General features: G+C 58.5%; 23 protein-coding genes. 14 read left to right on the plus strand and 9 right to left on the minus strand.

The features are described 5' to 3' along the window. Window positions 1-6: 6 nt before the first annotated feature. Window positions 7-1,605: a phosphate ABC transporter permease PstA gene (pstA, locus tag CBW22_RS15620; protein WP_058758318.1), complete on the minus strand. Its 1,599-nt coding sequence runs from the start codon at window positions 1,603-1,605 to the stop codon at window positions 7-9. Then, complete coding sequence (locus CBW22_RS15625; protein ID WP_088517127.1) at window positions 1,602-3,695, minus strand: ABC transporter permease subunit; 2,094 nt, start codon at window positions 3,693-3,695, stop codon at window positions 1,602-1,604. Before CBW22_RS15625 ends, pstA begins: the two co-directional genes overlap by 4 nt. Window positions 3,696-3,878: 183 nt before the next feature. Here CBW22_RS15625 and ppk1 point away from each other — a divergent pair, with 183 nt between their 5' ends. From ppk1 to CBW22_RS15655, 6 genes are all read left to right on the plus strand, one after another. Next, complete coding sequence (ppk1, locus tag CBW22_RS15630) at window positions 3,879-5,939, plus strand: polyphosphate kinase 1 (RefSeq protein WP_021506583.1); 2,061 nt, start codon at window positions 3,879-3,881, stop codon at window positions 5,937-5,939. 5 nt (window positions 5,940-5,944) lie between these two features. Beyond that, window positions 5,945-7,468 carry an exopolyphosphatase gene (gene ppx / locus CBW22_RS15635; RefSeq protein WP_088517128.1) on the plus strand — a complete coding sequence of 508 codons (1,524 nt, stop codon included), beginning with the start codon at window positions 5,945-5,947 and terminating at the stop codon, window positions 7,466-7,468. 27 nt (window positions 7,469-7,495) lie between these two features. Next, on the plus strand, window positions 7,496-8,095 hold the full coding sequence (tehB, locus tag CBW22_RS15640) for a tellurite resistance methyltransferase TehB (RefSeq protein ID WP_021506581.1): 600 nt from the start codon (window positions 7,496-7,498) through the stop codon (window positions 8,093-8,095). Window positions 8,096-8,455: 360 nt separating this feature from the next. Beyond that, entirely contained in the window at window positions 8,456-8,641 is a 186-nt protein-coding gene (locus CBW22_RS15645) for a YfgG family protein (RefSeq protein WP_022548292.1), read from the plus strand. A gap of 124 nt (window positions 8,642-8,765) precedes the next feature. Next, the gene (gene mgtE, locus CBW22_RS15650; RefSeq protein ID WP_021506579.1) at window positions 8,766-10,202 is read left to right on the plus strand and encodes a magnesium transporter; all 1,437 of its coding nucleotides are present in this window, start codon (window positions 8,766-8,768) and stop codon (window positions 10,200-10,202) included. 47 nt (window positions 10,203-10,249) lie between these two features. After that, on the plus strand, window positions 10,250-10,429 hold the full coding sequence (locus CBW22_RS15655; RefSeq protein ID WP_010617609.1) for a hypothetical protein: 180 nt from the start codon (window positions 10,250-10,252) through the stop codon (window positions 10,427-10,429). 54 nt (window positions 10,430-10,483) lie between these two features. Here the strand turns inward: CBW22_RS15655 and CBW22_RS15660 are convergent, their stop codons facing one another. The 3 genes from CBW22_RS15660 to CBW22_RS15670 all read right to left on the minus strand — a co-directional run bounded on the left by CBW22_RS15660 (window position 10,484) and on the right by CBW22_RS15670 (window position 14,079). Next, a complete protein-coding gene (locus CBW22_RS15660; RefSeq protein WP_021506578.1) occupies window positions 10,484-11,260 on the minus strand; it encodes a DUF3750 domain-containing protein in 777 nt (258 codons plus the stop codon). Between the two features lie 261 nt (window positions 11,261-11,521). Beyond that, complete coding sequence (locus tag CBW22_RS26755) at window positions 11,522-12,709, minus strand: arabinose transporter (protein WP_088517129.1); 1,188 nt, start codon at window positions 12,707-12,709, stop codon at window positions 11,522-11,524. A 53-nt stretch (window positions 12,710-12,762) separates the two neighbouring features. Beyond that, on the minus strand, window positions 12,763-14,079 hold the full coding sequence (locus CBW22_RS15670) for an amidohydrolase family protein (protein WP_058770840.1): 1,317 nt from the start codon (window positions 14,077-14,079) through the stop codon (window positions 12,763-12,765). 140 nt (window positions 14,080-14,219) lie between these two features. Here CBW22_RS15670 and CBW22_RS15675 point away from each other — a divergent pair, with 140 nt between their 5' ends. Then, entirely contained in the window at window positions 14,220-15,128 is a 909-nt protein-coding gene (locus CBW22_RS15675; RefSeq protein ID WP_088517130.1) for a LysR family transcriptional regulator, read from the plus strand. Window positions 15,129-15,134: 6 nt separating this feature from the next. Here CBW22_RS15675 and CBW22_RS15680 read toward each other — a convergent pair whose 3' ends face one another. The 3 genes from CBW22_RS15680 to CBW22_RS15690 form a co-directional block, all read right to left on the minus strand. After that, a complete protein-coding gene (locus CBW22_RS15680) occupies window positions 15,135-15,503 on the minus strand; it encodes a hypothetical protein (protein ID WP_088517131.1) in 369 nt (122 codons plus the stop codon). Window positions 15,504-15,628: 125 nt separating this feature from the next. Next, complete coding sequence (locus CBW22_RS15685; protein ID WP_088517132.1) at window positions 15,629-16,549, minus strand: NADP-dependent oxidoreductase; 921 nt, start codon at window positions 16,547-16,549, stop codon at window positions 15,629-15,631. A gap of 20 nt (window positions 16,550-16,569) precedes the next feature. Continuing rightward, a complete protein-coding gene (locus tag CBW22_RS15690; RefSeq protein ID WP_088517133.1) occupies window positions 16,570-17,013 on the minus strand; it encodes an ester cyclase in 444 nt (147 codons plus the stop codon). Between the two features lie 95 nt (window positions 17,014-17,108). Between CBW22_RS15690 and CBW22_RS15695 the strand changes: the two genes are divergently transcribed. Next, the gene (locus tag CBW22_RS15695) at window positions 17,109-18,020 is read left to right on the plus strand and encodes a LysR family transcriptional regulator (RefSeq protein ID WP_088517134.1); all 912 of its coding nucleotides are present in this window, start codon (window positions 17,109-17,111) and stop codon (window positions 18,018-18,020) included. Window positions 18,021-18,045: 25 nt separating this feature from the next. Here the strand turns inward: CBW22_RS15695 and CBW22_RS15700 are convergent, their stop codons facing one another. Further along, window positions 18,046-18,930 carry an NmrA family NAD(P)-binding protein gene (locus tag CBW22_RS15700; RefSeq protein WP_088517135.1) on the minus strand — a complete coding sequence of 295 codons (885 nt, stop codon included), beginning with the start codon at window positions 18,928-18,930 and terminating at the stop codon, window positions 18,046-18,048. A 100-nt stretch (window positions 18,931-19,030) separates the two neighbouring features. On the opposite strand from CBW22_RS15700, the gene CBW22_RS15705 reads away from it, so the two are divergent. From CBW22_RS15705 to CBW22_RS15730, 6 genes are all read left to right on the plus strand, one after another. Continuing rightward, the gene (locus CBW22_RS15705) at window positions 19,031-19,960 is read left to right on the plus strand and encodes an AraC family transcriptional regulator (protein ID WP_088517136.1); all 930 of its coding nucleotides are present in this window, start codon (window positions 19,031-19,033) and stop codon (window positions 19,958-19,960) included. Between the two features lie 121 nt (window positions 19,961-20,081). Continuing rightward, the gene (locus CBW22_RS26365; protein WP_176428133.1) at window positions 20,082-20,252 is read left to right on the plus strand and encodes a hypothetical protein; all 171 of its coding nucleotides are present in this window, start codon (window positions 20,082-20,084) and stop codon (window positions 20,250-20,252) included. Between the two features lie 712 nt (window positions 20,253-20,964). After that, complete coding sequence (locus tag CBW22_RS15715; RefSeq protein WP_059453030.1) at window positions 20,965-21,885, plus strand: ABC-three component system protein; 921 nt, start codon at window positions 20,965-20,967, stop codon at window positions 21,883-21,885. Then, window positions 21,882-22,130 (plus strand): ABC-three component system middle component 6, encoded by a 249-nt coding sequence (locus CBW22_RS26985; protein ID WP_072262266.1) that lies wholly within the window; start codon window positions 21,882-21,884, stop codon window positions 22,128-22,130. The genes CBW22_RS15715 and CBW22_RS26985 overlap by 4 nt, the downstream gene beginning before the upstream one ends. After that, a complete protein-coding gene (locus tag CBW22_RS15725; protein WP_088517138.1) occupies window positions 22,127-23,848 on the plus strand; it encodes an ABC-three component system protein in 1,722 nt (573 codons plus the stop codon). Before CBW22_RS26985 ends, CBW22_RS15725 begins: the two co-directional genes overlap by 4 nt. Before the next feature lie 159 nt (window positions 23,849-24,007). Continuing rightward, a complete protein-coding gene (locus CBW22_RS15730) occupies window positions 24,008-24,751 on the plus strand; it encodes a hypothetical protein (RefSeq protein ID WP_217899527.1) in 744 nt (247 codons plus the stop codon). Window positions 24,752-24,767: the final 16 nt, after the last annotated feature.

The following is a 24,767-nucleotide window of genomic DNA, read 5'->3' on the forward strand; positions in this document are numbered from 1 at the left end:
ACCTTTTTAGTGCGTCATTAACCGGTAGCGCTCGCGCAGCCGATGGCGTAGCACCATCGCCAGCAGGTTAAGCGACAGAATGATCGCCACCAGCAGCAGTGCCGTGGCATACACCAGCGGTCGGTCGGCGTCGATGTTCGGGCTCTGGAAGGCCAGATCGTAAATCTGAAAACCGAGATGCATAAATTTACGGTCAAGATGCAGGTAAGGAAACACCGCATCGACCGGCAGCTCAGGCACCATTTTGACCACGCCCACCAGCATCAGCGGTGCAGTTTCGCCGGCGGCGCGCGCCACCGCCAGAATCAGGCCGGTGAGCATTGCCGGTACCGCCAGCGGCAGCACCACGCGCCACAGGGTTTCTGCCTGAGTCGCGCCCAGCGCCAGCGAGCCCTGACGCAGATTGTCCGGAATACGCGACAGCCCCTCTTCAGTGGCGACGATCACCACCGGCAGCGTCAGCAGCGCCAGCGTCAGCGCCGCCCACAGCAGGCCAGGCGTGCCGAAGGTAGGATTGGGCAGCGAGCGGGAGAAGAACAGCTGATCGAGGGTGCCGCCAATCAGCCAGACAAAAAAGCCGAGGCCAAACACGCCATACACAATCGACGGCACGCCAGCCAGATTCACCACCGCAATGCGCACCAGCCGGGTGAGCGCGTTGCGCCCGGCGTATTCGTGCAGCCAGACGGCGGCCACCACGCCCAGCGGCATGACAATCACCGACATCAGCAGCACCATCAGCACAGTGCCAAAAATCGCCGGCAGCGCGCCATTTTCACTGCCACCCGAGGTGGGCGAGTCACTGACAAACTGCCAGATCTGACTGAGGAAATGCCCGATTTTCTGCCCGAGGCTCAGGCTGTTTGGATACCAGGCGGCCACCACCTGCGCCAGCGGAATCAGATGATCGTCGCCCTGCACGTCGCGCAGCACCAGCGTATCGCGCTGGCTTTCATGCTGCAGATGCGCCAGCTGCTGCGCCAGCGCGCCGAAGCGTTTATGCAGCGCCGCGCTGTTGGCATCCAGTTCTGACTGATCCTGCAGGCTGAAGTGACCACCGCGCCGCTGCTCGTCGGCCTGCTGTTGCAGACTCTCCAGCTGCGCGTTAAGGCGCGCCATTTCAATACGCCGGATGTTGCTCGCCTGGCGCAACTGCTCATGCACCTGCTTCAGCCGCTGCTGCAAAAGTGCATCGCGGTCGCGCGCGGTCAGTACCTCGTTGTCTTCACGCAGCTCCACCAGCCAGCCGTAGGCATTGCCGCCACTGCGTCGCTGTAGCACCAGCACTTCTGCCGGGCGTCGGGTTTGCGCTTCGCCCTGACTGACGATGACGCGGAAATCCGGCGCGGCAAAATCGCGGTTGCCGGTTTTCACTACGTAGCGCCAGCGATCGCCCTGCTGCTGGCGATCCAGCGTTTCACCCAGCACCATCAGCGGTGCCCCCTGCGGCGGCTGGAACTGATACTGATCGACCGGCTGCGGCCAGAACGCCCTGACGCCCTGCCAGCCCAGCAGGCCGATTAATAAGGTAAATGCCAGCAGGCAGACGGCGACCGCACCGGCAGTCAGCCAGCGCCAGCGATCGTTTTGACGCAGCGCGCTCATGCCTGCCCCTCATGCTGACTGTAGCGCTGGCGCAGCCGCTGACGAATCAGTTCCGCCACGGTGTTGATCGCCAGCGTGAATATCAGCAGCAGCAACGCACTGAGAAACAGGATGCGATAATGGGCGCTGCCCGCCGCGGCTTCCGGCATTTCAATGGCGATATTGGCTGACAGCGCGCGCAGCCCGGCAAACAGTCCGCCTTCGCTCACCGGCGTGTTGCCGGTGGCCATCAGCACAATCATGGTTTCCCCCACCGCACGGCCAAAGCCGATCATCAGCGCAGCAAAAATGCCTGCCGACGCGCCCGGCAGCACCACGCGCGTCAGGGTTTGCCACGGTGTCGCGCCCAGCGCCAGCGAGCCCTGCCCCAGCGCCACCGGCACGCTAAACAACGCATCTTCCGCCAGGGTAAAGATCAGCGGCACCAGCGCGAAGCCCATCGCCAGCGCCGCCACCAGCAGGTTACGCTGCTCATAGTGCGCCAGCTGTTCGCCCATCTGCGGCCACCACAGTGTCGGCAGCCACAGCGTCAGTAACGTCACCAGTAACAGCAGCGGCATCAGCAGCAGCACTTCAAAACCGGGCCGCCGCCAGCGCGCCGGCAAACGCGGACTGAGCACGCCGCACACCAGCAGCGTGGCGGCCAGCACCAGCGGCAGCAGCATCACGCCAGGCAGCGCGCGGCTGATGTGCGGCGCCAGCCACACGCCAGCGATCAGGCCAATCACCACGCTCGGCAGCGCGCCCATCATTTCAATGCCCGGCTTGACCCAGCGGCGCAGGCCCGGCGACATAAACCATGCGGTATACATTGCCGCCGCCAGCGCCAGCGGCGTGGCAAACAGCAGCGCCAGCGACGCTGCTTTCAGCGTGCCGATCACCAGCGGCATCAGGCTGAATTTGGCCTGATAGCTGTCGCCGGCGGCGGTGGACTGCCATACCCAGTCCGGCTGCGGATAGTTTTCATACCAGATTTTCTGCCACAGATTGCGCCAGCTGAAATCGGGCCACGGATTATCCAGCGCGAACTGCTGCCACTGTCCGGCACGTTCGACGATCAGGCTATCGCCGCGCGGAGACATTGCTAGCGCACTGATGCCCGCGGCCAGCTGACGCGTGACAATCGGGCCCGCCTGCTTGCTGGCGAACAGGCGCACCACGCCCTGCGCGTCAAAGCTGGCAAAAACGCGCCGCTGCGCCTCAGGCACGATGCCGAGCACACCCGCGCTGTGCGTGAAGGTGTGAATCTGCTGCAGCCGTGGCCCGTGGTCACCGGTGATGGCAAACCATTGCTGAATGCCACGCGCATCCTGAATCAGTAAGCTGCGCCCGCCCGCCAGCAGTTGCAGGCTGCGCGGTTGCTGAGTCAGCGTCTGGGTTTCCCGCAGCTGCGCGCCCTGCGGCGTAATCTGCCACACCCGCAACAGCCGTCCGGTACTGGTGTACAGCAGCGTGCCGTCCGGCGACAACCGCATCAGGTCGGCCTGCTCACCGGGCAATACAATCTGGTCGACGCGTTTCTGGCCGGCAAAGGTCAGCAGGCTGATACCGGCCGGCGTTTGTGCGGCGATGCGCCACTGATGATCGCCCGGCACTGCCAGCGCCATCTGGCTGACCGCGCCCTGCGGCAGATGCAGCGGCCGATCGCCCAGCGGGAAATACCATTCACCGTGCTGGCCGTGGATGAGCGGTTGCATCAGCAACAGATCGCCCTGCATATTGAGCAATACGCTGCTGCCGTCGCTGCTGGTCACCGCCGCCTGCGGCTGGCCGTTCAGCGCCAGCGCGTCGCCCGCTGGCTGGCCGTCGAGCGGAATAAAGCGCGCTTCGTTGCGGCTGATGCGCCAGCCGAGCTGGCCTTCGCTGCCCAGCGCCAGCGCCGGGGCTTTGTCCCACAACTGCTGACTGAGCGTCGGCTGCATGCCCGGCGCGCTGAACAGCGGCATTACCACCCAGATCAGCCAGAAGAACAGCAGTAGCATCAGCAGTAAAATTCCCACACCGCAGGCCGTGACGATGCGGCGCACGAGATGATCGATGGCGCGTCGACGACGGTCACTAAAGTGGACAGGAATACGATTTATGCTCATGCAGGCCAGAGTTACCCTTGAAGTTATGCCGCTATGTTGCCCGTAGCTGATTGATAAGACAACTGTTGAGGTTGGACAAGGCTGCCATACTCTCGCCATAATGGTGGAGGACACTGAGCGGAACCGCAATTTTGCGTTTATTCCGCCGGACATTCCGTCCAGCAACAGCATCACGGAGTCAGAATGGGTCAGGAAAAGCTGTATATAGAAAAAGAACTAAGCTGGTTAACCTTTAACGAACGCGTGCTGCAGGAAGCCGCTGATAAAAGCAATCCGCTCATTGAGCGCATGCGTTTTCTCGGCATCTATTCCAATAACCTGGAAGAGTTTTATAAAGTGCGCTTTGCCGATCTCAAGCGCCGCATTCTGATTGGCGAAGAACAGGGGACGCCCACCACCCTGCGCCATTTGCTGAAAAAGATTCAGCTGCGGGTACAGAAATCGGATCAGGAGTTCGATGCGCTGTATAACGACCTGCTGCTGGAGATGGCGCGCAACCAGATTTTCCTGATCAACGAGCGCCAGCTGTCACCCAATCAGCAGGAGTGGCTGCGCTACTACTTTAAGCATCAGCTGCGCCAGCACGTCACGCCCATTCTGATCAACCACGACACCGACCTGATTGAGTTCCTGAAAGACGACTACACCTATCTGGCGGTGGAGATTATCCGCGGCGAAGAAATCCGTTACGCCCTGCTGGAGATCCCGTCCGATAAAGTGCCGCGCTTTGTGAATCTGCCAGCAGAATCGCCGCGCCGTCGCAAGCCCATGATTCTGCTGGATAACATTCTGCGCTACTGCCTTGATGAGATTTTCAAAGGCTTCTTTGATTACGACGCGCTGAATGCCTATTCAATGAAAATGACGCGCGACGCCGAGTACGACCTGGTCACGGAGATGGAATCCAGCCTGCTGGAGCTGATGTCCTCCAGCCTGAAACAGCGCCTCACCGCTGAGCCGGTGCGCTTTGTCTATCAGCGCGATATGCCCGATGCGATGGTGGAAATGCTGCGCCATAAGCTGTCGATTTCCAGCTACGACTCGATTGTGCCGGGCGGCCGTTATCATAACTTCAAAGATTTTATCGGCTTCCCGAACGTGGGCAAAGCCAATCTGGAAAATCGACCGCTGCCGCAGATTCGTCATATCGGTTTTGATGGCTTCCGCAACGGCTTTGATGCCATCCGCAACCGCGATGTGCTGCTGTACTATCCGTACCACACCTTTGAGCACGTGCTGGAGCTGCTGCGTCAGGCGTCGTTTGACCCGAACGTGCTGGCCATCAAGATCAACATTTACCGCGTGGCCAAGAATTCGCGCATCATGGATGCGATGATCCACGCCGCCTACAACGGTAAAAAGGTCACGGTGGTGGTCGAGTTGCAGGCGCGCTTTGATGAAGAAGCCAACATTCGCTGGGCGAAGCGGCTGACCGAAGCGGGCGTGCACGTGATCTTCTCGGCGCCCGGCCTGAAGATTCACGCCAAGCTGTTCCTAATCTCCCGCCGCGAGGGCGAAGAAGTGGTGCGTTACGCCCACATCGGTACCGGCAACTTCAACGAAAAAACCGCGCGTATTTACACCGACTATTCGCTGCTGACCGCCGATGCGCGCATTACCAATGAAGTCCGGCGCGTATTTAACTTTATCGAAAACCCGTATCGCCCGGTAACGTTCGAACACCTGATGGTGTCGCCGCAAAACTCGCGCGCCATGCTGTATCAGCTGATTGATAACGAGATTGCCAACGCGCAGCAGGGCAATCCTTCCGGCATTACGCTGAAAATCAACAACCTGGTGGACAATGGTCTGGTGGATCGGCTGTATGCCGCCTCATCCGCCGGCGTGAAGATCAACCTGCTGGTGCGCGGCATGTGCTCGCTGATCCCCGATTTGCCGGGCATCAGTGAAAATATTCGCATCACCAGTATCGTTGACCGCTACCTCGAGCACGACCGCGTCTATATTTTTGAAAGCGGCGGCGATAAAAAAGTATTCCTGTCGTCGGCGGACTGGATGACGCGCAACATCGATTATCGTATCGAAGTGGCGGTGTCGGTGCTCGATCCGCGCCTGAAACAGCGCATACTGGATATCATTGCCATTCTGTTAAGTGATACGGTAAAAGCCCGCATCGTAGACAAAGAATTGAGTAACCGTTATGTTCCGCGCGGCAATCGCAAGAAGGTGCGCTCGCAGCTGGCGATTTACGATTACATCAAGAAACTGGAACAACCCGAATAACGCCTATGCCAATCTCCCATAAAAGTACGCCGAAACCGCAGGAATTCGCCGCCATCGATCTCGGCTCGAACAGCTTCCACATGGTGATTGCCCGTGTGGTGGATGGCGCCATGCAGGTGCTGGGACGCCTGAAACAGCGCGTGCACCTCGCCGACGGGCTGGATGCGCAAAATCGCCTGAGCGAAGAAGCGATGGAGCGCGGGCTGAGCTGCCTGGCACTGTTTGCCGAGCGCCTGCAGGGGTTCAGTGCCGCCAACGTCACCATCGTCGGTACGCACACGCTGCGCATCGCCTCCAACGCGGAAGAGTTTCTGCAGCGCGCCGCGGAGGTCATCCCTTATCCGATTGAAGTGATTTCCGGCAATGAAGAGGCGCGCCTGATCTTTATGGGCGTTGAGCACACGCAGCCGGAGAAAGGCCGCAAGCTGGTGATTGATATCGGCGGCGGTTCAACCGAGCTGGTGATCGGCGAAGATTTTGAGCCGCAGCTGGTGGAGAGTCGCCGCATGGGCTGCGTCAGCTTCGCCAACCTCTACTTCCCGAAAGGCGAGATTAGCCAGGAGAATTTCCGCCGCGCCCGGCTGGCCGCCGCGCAAAAGCTGGAAACGCTGGCGTGGCAGTACCGTCTGCAGGGCTGGCAGTATGCGCTGGGCGCGTCCGGCAGTATCAAAGCGGCCTGTGAAGTGCTGCTGGCGATGGGCGAGAAAGAGAAGCGCGTGACGCCGGAAAACATCGACATGCTGGTGAGCGAAGTGCTGAAGCACAAATCCTTTGCTGCACTGAGCCTGCCGGGGCTGTCGGACGAGCGCAAAGCGGTGTTTGTGCCGGGGCTGGCGATTCTGTGTGGCGTGTTTGACGCGCTGGCCATTCGCGAGCTGCGCCTGTCGGATGGCGCGCTACGTGAAGGCGTGCTGTATGAAATGGAGGGCCGCTTCCGTCATCAGGATATCCGCAGCCGTACCGCGCAGAGCCTGGCAAATCATTACGCCATCGACAGCGACCAGGCACGCCGCGTACTGGAAACCACCGAGCAGCTGTACAGCCAGTGGCTGGAGCAGAACCCGAAGCTGGCCAATCCCCAGCTGACGGCGCTGATGAAGTGGGCAGCACTGCTGCATGAAGTCGGGCTGACCATCAACCACAGCGGTATGCAGCGCCATTCGGCCTACATCCTGCAGAACTCCAATATGCCGGGCTTTAATCAGGATCAACAGATGCTGCTGGCCACGCTGGTACGCTTCCACCGTAAAGCGGTGAAGCAGGATGAGATGCCGCGTTTCACCTTGTTTAAGAAGAAACAGTTCCTGCCGATGATCTTCCTGCTGCGGCTCGGCACCCTGCTGAACAATCAGCGCCAGGCCACCACGCGCCCTGACACGCTGAAGCTGAGCACCGACGATGGCCACTGGACGCTGACCTTCCCGGCCGGTTTTCTCAGCCAGAACACGCTGGTTCAGCTGGATCTGGAGCGGGAGCAGGCTTACTGGAATGACGTCACCGGCTGGAAACTGATGCTGGAAGAGGAGTAACGCGGGCTTCAGTCCCGCAATAGCACTATGACAACACGCCCCGATAACTATTTTGCGGAGAAATACGGCCTGACGCCGCCCCACTCCGAAGTGCTGGCCGCGCTGCCAAAACTGGCAGTGGGTAACGCGCTGGACCTCGGCTGCGGCCAGGGCCGCAACAGCCTGCTGCTTAATCAGCACGGTTTTACTGTTACCGCCTGGGACAACAATCCGCAGAGCCTGGAGCGCCTTAACAGCATCATCGCGGAAGAGCAGCTGCAGCAGATACATACCGAACAGTGCGACCTGAATCAGGTGCGTTTCAACGGTGATTATCAGTTTGTGTTTTCTACCGTGGTGATGATGTTCCTGCAGCCGGCGACCATTCCGCAGCTGATCGCCGATATGCAGGCCAGCACGCGCAAGTACGGTTACAACCTGATTGTGGCGGCGATGAGCACCGACGATTATCCCAACACGCAAAACTTCCCGTTTACCTTTAAATCGGGCGAGCTGAGCCATTATTACCGTAACTGGCACATCGTGAAGTACAACGAAGAGGTCGGTGAACTGCATCGCCGCGATGAACACGGTCAGCGCATTAAGTATCGCTTCGCTACCCTACTGGCGCAGAAAGCCAGCTACTGATGTCTGGCAACAAGATGGTCCGGTCGCCATCAATGGCGTAATGCCGTTCGGTGACGAAAACGCAAGCCGCACCCTATCGTAGCGGCGCGATTCATCGCGCAATAAATTGCGCCGCTACGAAAAGTGCTTCGTTTTTGAACCAATTCAAAGGCTAACCGGCATGAGTCACATCATGCGGCTTTCGGTCGCCATCAATGACACCCCTGCTGAGTCGATGACGCACGCTTCGCCCGGCGGCTGATATCGATCAAAGCAACCTTAACCTTTTCTGCTCATTTTTCACGCAGCGGTTGACCTCCCGGTCGGGTTGTGACTAAATGTTGCCACCGCCCAGCCGGGCTTTGACAGGAACCACCCCGCGTGAATAGCGCCATCTCTGCACGAAGACGTCCCAAAACCGGTACCATGACCCGCATCGTTTTGCTGATCAGTTTCTTTATTTTGGTTGGCCGTCTGATTTTCATTATTCCCGGTGCCATTGAGCATCATCAGCAAAAGAAAGCCGCACCTGAACCGGTCACACTGAGCACCAGCGAGACGCGCTAAGGAATTTGCGGGTCATCGTCGCTCTGCCATCACATTGTCCGCCGCGGCAATGCTGCTTGTTACGCCCACTTTACCCGCAACGCGCTACACTTTGACCTGACTTTACAGACACAAAGGACGCGTTATGTCTGCTTCGCACGCACAACAACTATCAGAAACCCGCCAGCGAATTCTGCACCTTCTGCTCAGCGAGCACGATTTAGTCGATGTGCTGCTGGATAAATCCGTCGACCTCAATGCCGCCGAACTGCGCAAAATCACCGGCTGGCGTCAGCAGCTGGAGCATGAACTGCCGCAGCTGCACGCGGCCGACCTGGCGGACATTCTCGAAGCGCTGCCGGAAGAGGAGCGTCTGGCACTGTGGCGGCTGGTGCCCTACGAGCAGCGCGGTCGCGTGCTGGTGGAGGCCTCCGAAACCGTGTGGGCCAGCCTGACGGAAGAGATGACCGACCGCGAAATCCTGCGCGCCATCGAGCCGCTGGATATTGACGATCAGGTCTATCTGGCGCGTTACCTGCCGCGCGATCTCACCGGCCGCCTGCTCACTACGCTCGACCCCAGCCTGCGCGCCCGGCTGCTGGACGTGATTGAGCTGGATCGCGATCGCGTCGGCCAGGTGATGGACTTCAATATCCTGACCGTGCGCTCAGACGTGACGCTGGCGACGGTGCAACGCTTTCTGCGCAAGCGCAAAAGCATGCCGGACGGCACCGATAAAATCTTCATCACCGACGAACACAATCAGCTGCTGGGTGAACTGGCGCTGACCGATATCCTGCTCAACAAACCTAAAACGCTGGTGGCTGAGGTGATGAACGCGCGCCCCACCACTTTCCAGCTGGATGACAAAGCGGAAGAGGCCGCCAGCGCCTTCGAACGCTATAACCTGATTTCTGCTGCGGTAACCGATGCCAAAGGCAAGCTGATTGGTCGTATCACCGTGGAAGATGTGATTGACCTGGTGAACGAAGAGAACGAAAGCAACATCCGTAAGATGGGCGGCATCAGCCAGGGCGAGGACGTGTTTGCACCGGTGCGCAAAGCGGTGAGAAAGCGCTGGACCTGGCTGGCCGTCAACCTGTGTACGGCGTTTATCGCCTCGCGCGTCATTGGCCTATTTGAGGACACCATTTCGCAGCTGGTGGCGCTGGCCACGCTGATGCCGATTGTCGCCGGCATTGGCGGTAACACCGGCAATCAGACCATCACCATGATCGTGCGCGCGCTGGCGCTGCATCAGGTTGAACCCGGCAACTTTTCGTTTCTGATTGCGCGCGAACTCGGCGTGGCGCTGCTTAACGGCCTGTTCTGGGGCGGCATCATGGGCGGCGTGACCTGGCTGATGTACGACAACCTGCAACTGGGCGGCGTGATGATGCTGGCGATGGTGCTGAATCTGCTGCTGGCGGCGCTGATGGGCGTGCTGATTCCGCTGATTATGACCAAACTCAAACGCGACCCGGCGGTCGGCTCCAGCGTGCTGATCACCGCCATCACCGATACCGGCGGCTTCTTTATCTTCCTCGGTCTGGCCACGCTGTTTCTGCTGCACGGCCACTAAAGCGCAGCTACAATCAGCGTTGATCCCTAATCAGCTGGAGAGCAGTGATGTTTAACGTGGATGATTTTGTGCAGGCGAAAACTGGTGGTCCAAAAATGCAGGTGTTGCGCGTTGCGGGCGATACGCTGTGGTGCGCCCGCGTTGACGATCCGATCAAAAAAGAGATCGAGGTGAAGGCCGACAGCGTCAATCTCTATCATGAAGACGGGGATTTCGGCGTCTGTTAACGGCTGCGAGCCCGCGCCGCCCGCGAACCGATGCTGTCGCGGCGCGGCGCTGTTTCAGGGCTTATCCTTCTGTAAATTATCCTGCCCTACCCCGCCGATAAACGGCAGCCGCAGACGCAGCGGGGTGAAATCCAGCCCCAGATTCAGTCCCAGCAGATTTACCTCCACGCCCTCTTCCGCACCCAGCGTGACGCCCAGCACGCCGAGCAGCGACAGCTGCACGCCGCGCCCGGATGGCGGCAGGCCAAGCGGATGCAGCAGCGAACGGAAATCCTTACCGATGGCATTGGCGGGCAAATCAAGCTTCAGCGCCGGCACTTCACGACCGATGTGAGCGAGGAAGGTGTTGCTGTTGGGGCCCGGCCATGCATGATAGGTGTTGGGCCACGGATAGGATTGAATTGCCGCTTCAATCTGCGGGATCATCGCCTGCGCAGCCGCACCGCGATGTGACACCAGCAAACGCGGACGCGCACCGTACCAGTAGCCGTCCGGCAGATTGCTGTTGCGCCGCACTTTATCGCCGCTGCCCCAGCTGATCACCTCATAACGGTTGTAGCGGGTTTCTCCGGCGCGCTTAAAGATAATCCACGGATGCACCGCCACCGCGCCTTTCCAGCCGTAGGTCGGCGCAGCATACACCTGCACAATCGCCTCACTGGCGAAGCGCTGCGGATCCGGTGCCAGCCCGGCCGAATCACGCCGCGCCGTCGCCCAGCCGCCGCGTTCGGTGGTGAACTCACCGCTGCGCGTCGCCTGCGCCAGGCTGGCCGCCAGCGACAGTAACACCACACAGAGAAAAGAGAGTAAAACAGCTTTAACAGGCAACATGCATGGACATCCCGGTGGTGAAAAAACGCTCCCGCCATGATGCGCCGAAACGGCAGCGTCTGTATTCACCAACTATGCGGTGGACAAAAAATGCGTTGCGGTGCCCGGTCAGCTGATTTTTCCTTAGTCAGGCAGGGCGATACCACTGATATCGGCGCTGGCTAACCACATCTGGGTACGATGCGCCTGATCAAGATCGTCGGGTGCCCAGCACCGCCCATGGATGAACCGGAAATAAAAATACGTGACATGGAAAACTCCTTAAGCGTGAAGTGAAGCGGCGCGCGATGTCAGCGCCAGCAGCGCACCGAGCAGCGCACAGGCCGCACCAAACAGATAGACGGCGGCATAGCTGAAGTGACTGGCGATGGCACCGGCAATCGGTCCGGAAATACCATAAGCGATGTCGAGAAAAGCAACGAAGGCACCCATGGCGCTGCCGCGACTGGCTGGCGGCACGCGCTTCAGCGCTTCCACGCCAAGGGCGGGAAAGATCAGCGCACAGCCAAGACCGGTAATCAGCGCGCCGGTGAGTGCCAGCGTTTCGTCAGGCGCAAACCACAGCAGCATCTGCCCCAGCGCCTCCACCAGCAGTGAATAAGCCGCCACGCGGTAGCCACCAATGCGATCCGGCAGATGTCCCAGCACCAGGCGCACGGCGATAAAACCAACGCCAAACGAGGTCATCACCCAGCCGGCCAGCTGCCAGTGGCGCGCGGCGAAGTAGAGCGAGGCGAAGGCCGTCAGGCCGGCCAGTCCGACGCCCTGCAGCATCAGGCCACAGCCTTCACGCCAGATGCGGCCAATCACCCGATAGAACGGCAAACGTGTTCCCCCGACCACGCGATAACCGCTGGCAGCCGTGGCGATGAGCGACGCCAGCAGCGGAGCCGCGATGCAGGCCAGCATTGCCGCCGCTAAGCCGACGTGCTGATACAGCATCATACCGGCAGGGGCACCGAGCGACAGCGCGGCAAACATGGCGATACCGGTCCAGGACATCGACAGACCGGCACGCTGTGGCCCGACCGAGGCGATTGACCAGGCCACGCAGCCGGTGACGAACTGGCTTTCGCCCATGCCCGCCGCCAGCCGTCCGGCAATCACCAGCGCCAGACTGACCGCCGGTGAAAAGCCCGGCAGTGCGGCCAGCCAGTAAAGCACGCCAGCCAGCGCGCACACCGCCGCGCCCTGCAGCGCCGAGCGCTTACCGCCAACGCGATCGGTCACTTGACCGGCGTAACCGCGCGTCAGCACGGTGGCGACAAACTGTATCCCGATCACCAGCCCGACCCACAGGTTGCTGAAACCGAGATGCTGATGGATAAACAGCGGGATTACCGGCAGCGGCAAGCCGACCGCCAGATAACCGCAAAACAGCGCGGCAATCACGCCGGTCGCCGGTCGCGACAAATGCGCAGCTTCAGCCTGCGCGCTTAATGCAGACATAACAGCCTCCATAAATGAACAGACAGCGCGGCAGGCCGCCGCGCTGCGGAAAATCAGGCAAACAAAGGATGGTGATAGCCGCTGGCATTCAGCAGATAGTCGCGCGAAGCGGTGATTTCCGCGTTCAGCTGTGCCACATCGACGTTGAGCAACTGACCATGACGTTTACGCAGTTCACCCGCCACCATCACGGTATCAACATCGGCGCGTTGCACCGCCTGCACCACCGTTGCCGTCACGCTGGTCAGCGGGAAAACGCCGATACCATCGGTGCGCAGCATAATCACGTCGGCCTGTTTACCTGGCGTCAGCGTGCCCGTTTGCTGCTCCAGCCCGGCCGCACGCGCGCCGTTAATCGTTGCCGACTGCAGTACGGCTTCCACGCTAATCGGTGCCGGTACGTCGCTTTCGCCCCGGAAGCGGCGATAGCGCATCGCTGAGCGCTGCTGGTTAAACAGCGCCTGCATTTCACCGAACAGATCGCTGCCGAAGGCGGTATCGAGATCGATACCAAGCGCCGGCGTCATTCCGCGATCGACCGCCTGCTGCCAGGCAAAGCTGTCGTCGTCGAAACCAAACAGCGCATCCGAACGCGGATTCACGGTAATGTTGACGCCCGCGTCCGCCAGCTGCTGCCAGGTGTGCGCCGGTACGCGCGTACAGTGGTTGAAAATGTTGTGCGGACCCAGCAAGCCGGGTTCGGCAAACTCCGCCGGCAGCTGCGCCAGGTCACCAATAAACTCGGTGAGAATGCGCATATCCAGCTCGCGCGCCACGCGCCACCACGCCAGGTTGAGCTGGCCAAACAGGCCAACCTGCACACGGCTGCCGGCGTGATTCCAGCGGCTGGCGAGACGGGCCAGATCGCCCGGCAGATGATCGCTGGAAGCCTGCTTATCCATTGCTGCGCCAACCATGTGCAGCGCACGAATCCCGCTCTCCTGCAGCGCATCGAGCGCCGCATCGGTATGCGCCGGACTGCGTGAACTGTGGCAGGCATCAATCACCGTGGTGATGCCGGCATCCAGGCATGCCAGCGCCGTCAGCCGGGTGCTGAGGTACATATCCAGCGGACGGTAATGCGCGCCGAGCGTTTCTGCCACCACATCGATATAGACAAACAGGTCGTCAACGTTGGGCATCAGGCGGCGCATCGCACCCAGCCACATATGGTGATGCGCATCCACCAGGCCTGGCATCACGATATGGCCGCGGGCATCAATCACCTGCGCATCGTCGGCGGAAAGGTTTTCCCCCACGGCGGCGATACGATCGTCCTCAATCAGCACATCGCCACAGACGAGGTCGGGCACGCTGGCGTCCAGCGTCAGGATAGTGCCGCCTTTAAAAAGGGTGCGCCGTACAGTCATAACATTCTCCTCAAAAGAGATCAGGAATCCGGCGTTCAGTGCCGGTCGCGTTTCGGGGCACACAATAAGTTGCAGCGCATTTTTGATAAAGGTAGGCTCAGGCAAATGATCTTTGCTAAAAATCAAAGATGGAGAACAGGATGAGTTTTGATGGCCGACTATTATCCGGCATGAGCGTGCTGGCAGCCGTGGTTGAAGCCGGCAGCTTCAGCCGCGCCGGTGAGGTGCTGGGGTTATCCGCCTCGGGCGTCAGCCGGGCGATTTCACGACTGGAACAGCGTCTCGGCGTGCGCCTGCTGGATCGCACCACCCGCACCCTGCATCTCACCAGCGAAGGTGCCAGCCTGTATGAGCGGGCGGCGCCGCATCTGGAAGGGATTGAAGAAGCAGCAAACTACGTCTCCGGCGCCGCCGTGACGGTGCGCGGTACGCTGCGCGTGAGCCTCAATCCGCTGTTTTCCCGCTATGTGCTGGCGGCAAAGCTGCCGCTGCTGCGTGCCCGTTATCCGCATCTGGAACTGACGATTTTGCAGCAGCCCGATGTGGGCGATCTGGTGGCAGAAGGTATTGATGTGGCGGTGCGTTTCGGGCCGCAGCCGCCGTCCACTATGACCTCACGCCTGCTGTTACAATCGCGCGTCCTGACGGTGGCCGCCCCGGACTATCTGGCGCGCTGTGGCCGCCCGACGCAGCCGCAGCAGCTGACTGAGCACAATTGTCTGCAATACATCGATCCGCGCAGCAATAAGCCCTTTAGCTGGGAGTTTCATCGTGGCACGCAGCGACTGACGGTCGCCACCCACGGCCATCTGACCACCACCGATCCGGATTTAATGGTACAGGCGTGCGTCGGCGGTGCCGGCGTAGCCCAGGTGCTGGCACTGAGCGTGCAACATCTGATCGCCAGCGGTGAACTGGTCGAACTTTTCCCCGACTGGCCTGACGAAACCTATCCGCTGTTTATCATCCGGCCTTCGCGCCGTCTGGCCCCGGCGGCGGTGGAGGCATTTCTCGGGTTTTGCCTGGAGATTTGTGCGGAACAGTCCTGACGCAAATTACCGATTACCCTCAGCGCGTGTTTGCCGGTAATAGCCCACCAGCTGAACGATGAAGGTGAGCGTCGCGAGTAAAAACAGTATCCCACCCAGGGGAATCGTGCCGAGCAGGAACCAGCCCATGACGCCTAATTCATACAGCAACTGGCCGCGATCTTCTCCCAGGATGTAACAGGGATGCACGTTGCCTTCGTCCAGCTGGCAGCCCGCCAGACTGGCGACATATCCCGCGCCTATCGCGCAGATCAGCGGCAGAAACGCGAGAAAAGCCGTACCGCACAGCATCACAAGATAGAGAATGATGATAGATGTCAGCGAGCGTTTGCCAGGTGGTGCGCGCTTGCCCGCGGCTCTGAAATTAAACAGCACGTTTCCTCCTGAAGCCTCTGCCGTTAACGCCAGATTATTAGCACATCCTTATCCCCTGCGACAGACCGGTAAACAAACGCCCGCGGGGTAGCGGGCGCGTTTTTACTGCGACATGACGCCGGGCGTTAAGGGTTGGCGCGGATAATCACTTTGCCGCGCGCATGGCCGGTCGCCACCTTCTCCAGTGCGGAGCGTGCATCATCCAGCGAAAAGATAGCGTCGGTGATGACCTGTAACTGTCCCGCCTGGAACAGGCTGCTCGCCCGGGCAAGATACGGCGTCGCACTGGCGAAGAAGACAAACTCGCCGTGATGGCCGCCGACGGGCGTGATGCCAAACTCTACCAGCGTGGCAATGCGCCCGCCGGCGCGCAGCACGGACCAGGAGCGGCTCAGCGTTTCGCCGCCGACGCTGTCTATCACCAGGTCGATATCGCGCGTTGTTGCGAAGTCCTGCGTGCGGTAATCAATCACCTCATCGGCGCCCAGACTGGTCACCAGCGCGTGGTTTTTCGCCGATGCCGTGGCGATGACATAAGCGCCCGCCTGATGCGCCAGCTGGACGGCCATGCTGCCGACGCCGCCCGCTGCGGCGTGAATCAGCACGCGCTCGCCGCGCTGCAACTGGCCCACATCGAACAATGCCTGCTGCGCGGAGCCAAACGCGGTAGGCAGCGCCGCGGCCTGTTCGGCGCTCATCGCTGCCGGGACAAGGCATACGTCATCGGCGGCGATCACCAGGCTTTGTGCAAAAGCCCCGCCTGCGCCAGGTGGCGTGCGCCCGAATACGCGATCGCCCGGTTTTAAATGGCTAACGCGCTCGCCAGCTGCTGTAATCACGCCGCAGAAATCCATGCCCGGCACGTAAGGCAGGTCCACCGGGAAAACCTGCTGCATGTGCCCTGAGATGATTTTCACATCCAGCGGGTTAACGCTCGCCGCTTCAACCTGCACCGTCACCTCATCCGGACTGGCGGCGCGTAATTGACGTTCGCCAATCGTCAGCACATCGGCGGTGCCAAACGTATCAATCAATGCTGCTTTCATTATCAACTCTCCGGTCTGATTCAGGCTTGTGGCGGAAACTGGCCAAGCTGGAGGAACAGGCCAAACCAATCCTCCATGTGCCAGGTGGTGATCAGACGGCCGTCCTCCAGCGCATGGAACTCATGCAGACGGAAGCTCACTTTCTTACCAGTCGGCGCGATACCGAAAATTTCGCCGAGATGGGTGCCGCTGATTTCCGCCCGCGCCGCGATGCGGCCCGGTTCCTGAATCATGTCATGCACCACGATCTGCACGTCCGGAAAAGCCTGCGCCAGCATGCGAATGATCGGCTTGATGCCTTCCGGCCCGTGCGCCTGTCCCGGCGCCAGCGGAATGTCTTCCCATGACGGTGCCAGCACGCTATCGACCAGATCGGGGTTGTTGTCGCTGAAGGCCTGATAGAGCGTCTCTACCGCCTGTCGTTCAATTTTGAGCCGTTGTACGTATTCTGCTGCTGGATTCATCGTTATTCACTTTCAGGTGAGGGTTGGTTGTGGAATTTTGCGCAGCGCCCTACAATTCGTCCAACAAATATTCAATATGAGTGATTATTTGCCGTATGGATTTTCATGGCATCGATCTCAATCTGTTAGTGGCTTTTGACGCGCTGATGAACGAGCGCAACGTCACGCGGGCGGCAACCCAGGTGGGCGTCAGCCAGCCGGCGATGAGTGCGGCACTGTCACGGTTACGCACCCTGTTCGGTGACCCGCTGTTCATGCGCAGCGCGGAGGGTTTATTGCCGACTGCGCGTGCGCGCGATCTGTCCGGCCCCATCGCCGGGGCGTTGCGCCAGCTCGAAGCGACGCTGGTGGCAAAGCCCGCGTTTGCAGCGGAAAAAGCGCAAATAAACTTCAAACTGGGCGTGTCGGAGTATCCGGCTTTCGTGTTGCTGCCTTCGTTAATGCAGGCGCTACAGGACGCCGCCCCCGGCGTGTCATTGAATGTGCAGGCGTTTACCAACCGCGATCACGCGGTCGATTTGTTAGATGCCGGCGCGATTGATGTCGCTATCGGCGTCATGCCTACCCACAGCGATAGCCGCATCATCTCCCGGCCGGTATTGCGCGACGAATTCGTCACCATCGTCGCCAGCAACCATCCGGCGGCCAGACGCGGCATGAATATGGAGAGCTACCTGGCGCTGCCGCATATTCTGGTCTCGCCGGAAGGTGAACTGTACGGCCTGGTTGATCAGGTGCTGGCGCAGCAGGGTAAAAAGCGCCGGCTGGGGCTGACGGTCCAGCAAATGTTTACGGTGCCGTCTATCGTGGCGCAAACCCACATGACGGCGACCGTGATGAAGCGCGTGGCGCTGCATGCGCAGGCCAGTCGCCAGCTGGTACTGTTCCCTCCCCCGCTGTCGTTGCCCGAAATGGTGTTCAACCTGATCTGGCACCGGCGCAGCGACGCGCATCCCGCCCAGCAGTGGTTCAGGGAATTTATTGAACAACAGGCGGCGCGGTTGTAGCGAAGGCAGCGGCCTGGTGACCGTTTCAGTTTCCCCTTACAACTGCGGGTTTCAACTCGTTTTCGACCCATTGGCGGAAGCTGGTCTGACCGATGATGGCCGTCGCGCGGGATGCCACGTTGTCCATGCCTTCTTCTTTCGCGCGTAGCATGTTGACATAGCCTTGCGCGAAAGCCGGCGTCAACCCTCTTTCAATCGCGGCTTGTTTGTAGGCTTCGTACGACTGGTGCACATAGCGGACTTCCGATCCAATAACGTCAGAGATGATGGCGGCGAGTTCGGCGTAAGAATGCTCTTCGGGCCCGAGAACCGGCACATCCTGCTGTCCCGACCAGGAACGATCGATCAGCAGCGCAGCGGCGGCAGCGGCGCTATCACATGCGGCGGTGTGCGGCAGTTTCTTGTTGGGATCGATCGGTCCGAACATCTTCCCCTGACGAATGGCATCGACCTGACGCCGCGCGTTATCCATGAAGGCTGGCAGTGCGATGCCACGCACGGCGGCCCCGGTTTCGCGCAACAGATTGACCATCTGGATCGACCCGGTGGCATTGCCCGCGCTGTGCTCCCAGGACGTGTCGCGACCAAGCGTTGTAACTGCAACGACGTGGGCGACGCCGGCCCGGCGCAGCGCGTCAGCGGCGGGTCGGGCAAAATCGATCGTAGCTGCTGCAGGGGTCGGAGCTGGCGTCGGCGGGCATAGCCAAAAGACAGCGTCCGCGCCCCGAAACGCCCGATCAACTATCGCGGCGTCGCCGTGCGAACCCTCCACGATCTCGACGCTTTCGCGTACCGCCTTCGTTAGTTTGCTGGCATCGCGCACGATAAGGCGCAGCGGTTCGCCGGCGTTCAGCAGGAGCTGGACGACATGGGCACCTATGTTGCCGGTGGGCGTGGTAACGACGATCATTCTGCGATCCTCTTAAGGTGAAAAAAAAACAATACCCTGCTGCCCCCAGACGATATACGATTATTCGTCCTTTATTTCTTCGCCATCGTCCGGATTTTCTATGGATCCGTTATCTGACATTCTCGAAATACTCAGACCAGAGAGCTACCTGACTGCGGGACTTGATATCGGTGGTGAATGGGCGATCCGATTTGGAAATCGCCCGGGAACCATTAAATGCCATGTCGTCACAGCCGGTGCCTGCTGGCTGAAGGTAGTGGGCATGGATGCCGCAGTGAGGTTGACTGAGGGCGATTGCCTCATCCTCCCCAGCGGGCGCCCCTTCGTGCTGGCGAGCGACTTAGGAATAGATCCGATTGAGGCGCACGTCGTACTTGCCAACGCGCGCCCGGGGGATGTGATAGTTCACGAAGGCGGAGGCAGCTTCGCCTTTATTGGCACACGCTTCGAGGTAGACACCCGCAAGTCCGGCACACTACTCGGCACACTGCCCCCGCTGATTCATTTACACGAAGCAGAGGACAGAGCGGCAATGCGCTGGTGCATCACGCAGATGATGACAGAAATGCAGAATGGAAGGCCCGGTGGAACGCTCGCCGCACGGCACCTGGCTCATCTGATGCTTTTGCAAGCGTTTCGACTCCACCTTTCACGTCAGGCTGGTGATCGCGTGGGTATTCTGTATGCGCTTGCCGATCCTTGCCTTGGCAGAGCGATCGAAGCGATGCATGCAAAGCCGGGGCATCGATGGACACTTGCAGAACTGGCGGGGCGGGCCGGGCTTTCGAGGTCAATCTTCGCCCAGCGGTTCAGGGAAAGGGTTGGGCAAACGCCTATCGAATACCTGACTCAGTGGCGCATGATGCTTGCAAAGGAGTTACTGACAGGCGGTCGCGAGCCTCTTATAACGATTGCAAACGCCCTGGGCTATGAATCGGAAAACGCGTTCAACACCGCGTTCAAACGCGTGACTGGTTTTTCACCGCGGCGCTACGCTCGGGCGGAAGCTATCGAACGTAACAGCCATTGAGTCGCGCCTGTTCAGGCTATGCTTCGTCCTCGCCTTCGGCAGACTCGCCACGAAACGCTCGCGCCCCTGAGCGACGGCCTTTTTGGCGTTGATCAGTTTTCATGGGCCAGGAGATCTGCTGATGGCGGGAAAGCCGCATAAAACAGGCTTTCCCGGAGAGACCTTTACCGTTAAAGATGGGTTTGGGCTGGATAGTGAATGGGATGGTCTTAATCCGGCCCTCGGTTCTTACCGCCAGTTTCACCGCCAGCCTGTTCAGCTGGCTGGCGATAGCCACCGATCGTCGTCATGATGTTTTTTCTTACAAATAAACACCTTACGGCAACTTTTCGATAGCCCGTGATAGTCCCCGAAGGACCTGATGTTACTCCCACTCAATTATTAACCATAAGATAAAACCAATATAAATCAGTTGATTGAGTGTGATTTAAATCCAAATACCATTGAAAATACCAGAACGGCGAAAAAAATTTTGTTCCTGAGTTAGAGCCAAGGAGCGACATAGCCCAAGCCTCCACAGTTTGAAGCTAGAGGTTACGCCAGTATGCAACTCCCATTATGGCGAAACACATTAGCATAATGCTGGACTGCGAGGGGCAGCGGGAGCCAGTGATGAAGCTGAATTGGCGCGATACAGCACGTTTGAAGCGAGTAATAATCCACACCCATCGATGCCACAATGCTCGTAAGTCTGCGTCAAAAATCAAATGACATCTATACGCAAATGAAGCAAAATCTAACGACAACAAAGCCCAAAATGTGCTATGGCAAGCATTGAGTATGTCATTCGCACTCGGATTGATGAGCATTTAAAGAGGAAGCCGCAAACGTATTGGTATTAATGGGCATATCTGCCCCGGGTGCCATTCTCATGCAATTCATACTAATTGCGGCCGACAAATTTTTTCCCCTTGATATCAATCGTGTGCACCTTTACCGCAGCTTCAGGAAGCCATGAGCGACAGCCTGAAGAATTTCAAAAACATAGGGTCAGAGCCTAGCGTATGGATCGCATACAACAACTCAACTACGAAAAGGATTTCCGCATTGCCTTCTTAGAATCTAAGGGGGACGGTTTTCAACGTTTATTTGAGAAGCTGATGTCGAAGGCACATCCCAACGACTTCATGGCATGTCGGCCTTGGGGCAATGTTGGGGACCGGAAAAACGACGGATATCTGCCTTCCGCTCGAATACTGTTCCAGAGCTATGCCCCTAATGATTTAAGCGCTGCTGAGGCCATCAAGAAGATCAACGAAGACTTCGAAGGGGCCAAGGAGTACTGGGAAGATTATTTCAATGAATGGACCTTCGTCCATAACGCACCGGATGGGCGGCTAGGTCCGCACATTATTGAAGCTTTAGCCAAACTAGCTCAGGACAACCCGCTGATTAAGATAGGACATTGTGGGTACGAGGAAATGCTGGCGAAGTTCCGTCAACTAAAACTTCAGGATCTCGAATCTTGGTTTGGCCCTTCGTTAACAATGGAAGCAAATATAAATCTGGGCTTCGGCGACTTAGCTGCAGTGCTCACTCACATTAGCATCACCCCCATCCCTACTGCGAGCGATGTGAAAGATGTTTCGCGCGGAAAGATCGAAGCAAACCTTCTATCTCAAGCTGTTGCAGACTTCCTGAAGATAGGTATGCAGAAGTCTCCTCTCGTTGCGCAGTTCTTTAATAGCTGGAAGAATCCTTCCTACGGCGAGCAGATCGCACAGGCTTTCAAGAGCAAATATGAGGGGCTGCGGGATGGAACTCCTCAACTTCATCCAGATGAAATATTCGGCCGCTTAGAAGCATGGGCTGGGGGTACTATGAATACCACGCCTGCTCACAAGGCGGCCGTGTTAGCCGTAATGGCTTACTTGTTCGACAAATGCGAAATTTTTGAAGATGCTCAAACTGTGGGGACTGTATGATCCTGCCATCTAAACATCTGCCTCAGGAGCGTGCTCTTCTGACTGTCGGTGCGCGTGTTTTGACGTTCCTCGCTCGTCCAAAAACTGTCTCCGCACTTTGGGATGAATTGAACAGACACGATACAGGCTTAACCGTAACGCCTCGGCGAATCACCTACGACTGGTTTTTGCTCTCCCTCGACCTTCTATATACACTTGGAACCATCGAACTAGAAAGCGGCCTTGTGGCCAGGAGAAGAGCGTGATTCATCACATTTTCAGCACGCTACCTAGCTTCAAAAATCTTGGAGATCTGAAGCCCGGCCTGAATGTGCTGCTCGCTCAAAAAACTGAGGGAGCATCCACCAAGCAAACACGAAATCGTGCCGGCAAAACCAGTTTTGTGGAGTTGGTACATTTTCTGCTCGGTGCCGATGCCGGTCCAGAGTCGATTTTCCGCACCCCGGAGCTGGCCGAACACACCTTCGGCATGGACTTCGATCTGAATTCGGAACGAACGGTCGTCGAGCGCAGTGGTGGTTCCAAAGCCAAAATTTTCGTTACAGCTCCGCCTGCCGCGAAGGTCAAGTTCTCGGCCACCGAGTGGTGTACGTTCCTCGGCGAACAAATGTTTGGCCTGAGCAGCCTTGAAGCTGCAGGCAGCAAGCCGCCTTCATTCCGGTCGCTGTTTGCCTACTTTGTACGCCGACAGGCGAGCGGCGCCTTCATGACGCCAGAAAAACAGGCTACGATGCAGGGAACTGGCGACATGCAGATGGCGCTAATGTTCCTACTCGGACTGGACTGGCAGATTGCCCGAGATTGGCAAGCTGTACGCGATCGGGAAAAGACTCTCGAAGAGCTGAAGAAAGCGGCTGGCAACGGTGCCTTCGGTTCAATCATCGGCAAAGTCGCAGACTTGCGCACAGAGCTAACCATTCAGGAGGCCCGTCTCAAGAAGCTTCATGCGGAAGTTGAGACTTTCCAGGTGTTGCCGGAATACCGGGAGCTGGAAGTCGAGGGCGCAACGCTCACCCGCGAGCTCAACGACTTGGCCAACGCCAACACCATCGACTTCTCGGCTATTCGTGATCTGGAAAACGCCCTCGCCTCCGAGATTCCTCCGGACCATGAAGACCTTCAAGCTGTCTATCAAGAGGCAGGTATCGTGCTTCCCGGCTTGGTTAAACGCCGCTATGAAGACGTGAAGAGCTTTCACGACTCAGTGGTGCGCAATCGCAAGGACTATCTGTCCAGCGAACTCGAAGCTGCCAAGCTGCGTATCGAGCTTCGTGACAGTAAGAAAGCACAGCTCGACCAACGTCGTGGCGAAATCCTTGGAATTCTCAAGAGCCATGGTGCTCTCGAACAGTTTCTCAAGTTGCAAGGAGAACTGGGCCGGCTGGAATCCGAAGTGGAATCGTTGAGGCAACGTTTCGAAGCTGCAGAACAGCTCGAAGGTACCAAGAACGAGCTGGACATAGAGCGCAATCGCCTCACTATTCGACTGCGACGTGACTTTGCTGAGCAGAAAGACCGATTGGCCGAAGCCATCGTCGCCTTTGAGGAAACTTCGCAACGCTTGTATGAATCGGCCGGCAGTATGACGGTCGATGAAACCTCCAACGGACCAATTTTCAAATTTCCGATGCAAGGTGAGCGCAGCAAAGGCATCAAGAATATGCAGATATTCTGCTTCGACATGATGCTTATGCGCTTGTGCGCCAAACGGCAGATGGGACCGGGATTTCTGATCCATGATAGCCATCTGTTTGATGGCGTTGACGGACGTCAAGTCATTAGCGCTTTGCGTCTTGGCTCAGAGATCGCCCAAGAGCTTGGCTTTCAATACATCGTGACGATGAATGAGGACGACGCTTTCAAGGAAACCATCGGTGGCTTCGACCTTAATGACCATGTGCTTCCAACACGTTTGACCGATGCTACGGAGGACGGTGGGCTGTTTGGTATCAGATTTGGATAACTATCGGACTGGTGGTGGTTGAATTCTGAGTATGCGCTTGAATAGCGGGAGTTTCGGAGCTATCGGGAAGCACACATAAAGGCCGCACTACCTCTCTGAAATATGCGAGAAGCAAAAAGGATGATAGGACAAAGAACCCGCTATTCGTTAGCGCAATTCATGGAACTGCAAGAGCCCATAAATTCAATCGTGCTTTTGGGCAAGTACGGGGTGCAACACTTATCCTTGCCCCACGGACAACTGTTATACGGTTTACTGAACACGCTACGTGATCTCGATGACCGCACGCTCATGCTGGCGCTGGCCGAGGTCGTTGCGACAACAGGCGATCTGCGGGCTAGGGTTAATCCTAAGTATCGTTTCGATGAGCGATTGCACGACCTGACGCAGTGCCTACTGCTAGACGGCTACATCATCAAGGACAAGAAGCTGGTTCAAACTGATCCATCGATTACCGATGCGGCGCCCTTAGAGGATGACTTGATCGACGCCTTGCAGAAGTCGGGGGCTCCCCGTGCGCAGGAAATCATCGCCAAGATCAATGACTCGGCTGGCGCGTTCCGGTCGACACCACCCGACTACAACGCGTCGCTCGTGAATGCCCGCGTGGCGCTGGAGACGCTGGCCGGTGACGTGGCTGCCCATAACGCCTCACAGCAGCCGACACCAGCCACCTACAACCCATCGAAGTGGGGCGAAGTGCTTGCGTTCCTGCGAAGCAGCGGCGAGATCACGGTCGAGGAGAAAAAAGGGCTGGCTGGCGTGTTCGGTTTTCTAAGTCCGGGCGCTCACCGCCCGATGGGCATCCCAGAAGATCAGATGACGCGGCTCGGCCGCTCATTCGCGCTCAACATGTGCTGGTTCTTGCTCAAGAACCATCTCCTGCGAATCCAACAGCCTTGAATGTACCGGCTCAATT

It is taken from the genome of Pantoea sp. VS1 (assembly GCF_002207995.1).
Taxonomy (GTDB): Bacteria; Pseudomonadota; Gammaproteobacteria; order Enterobacterales; family Enterobacteriaceae; genus Pantoea; species Pantoea dispersa.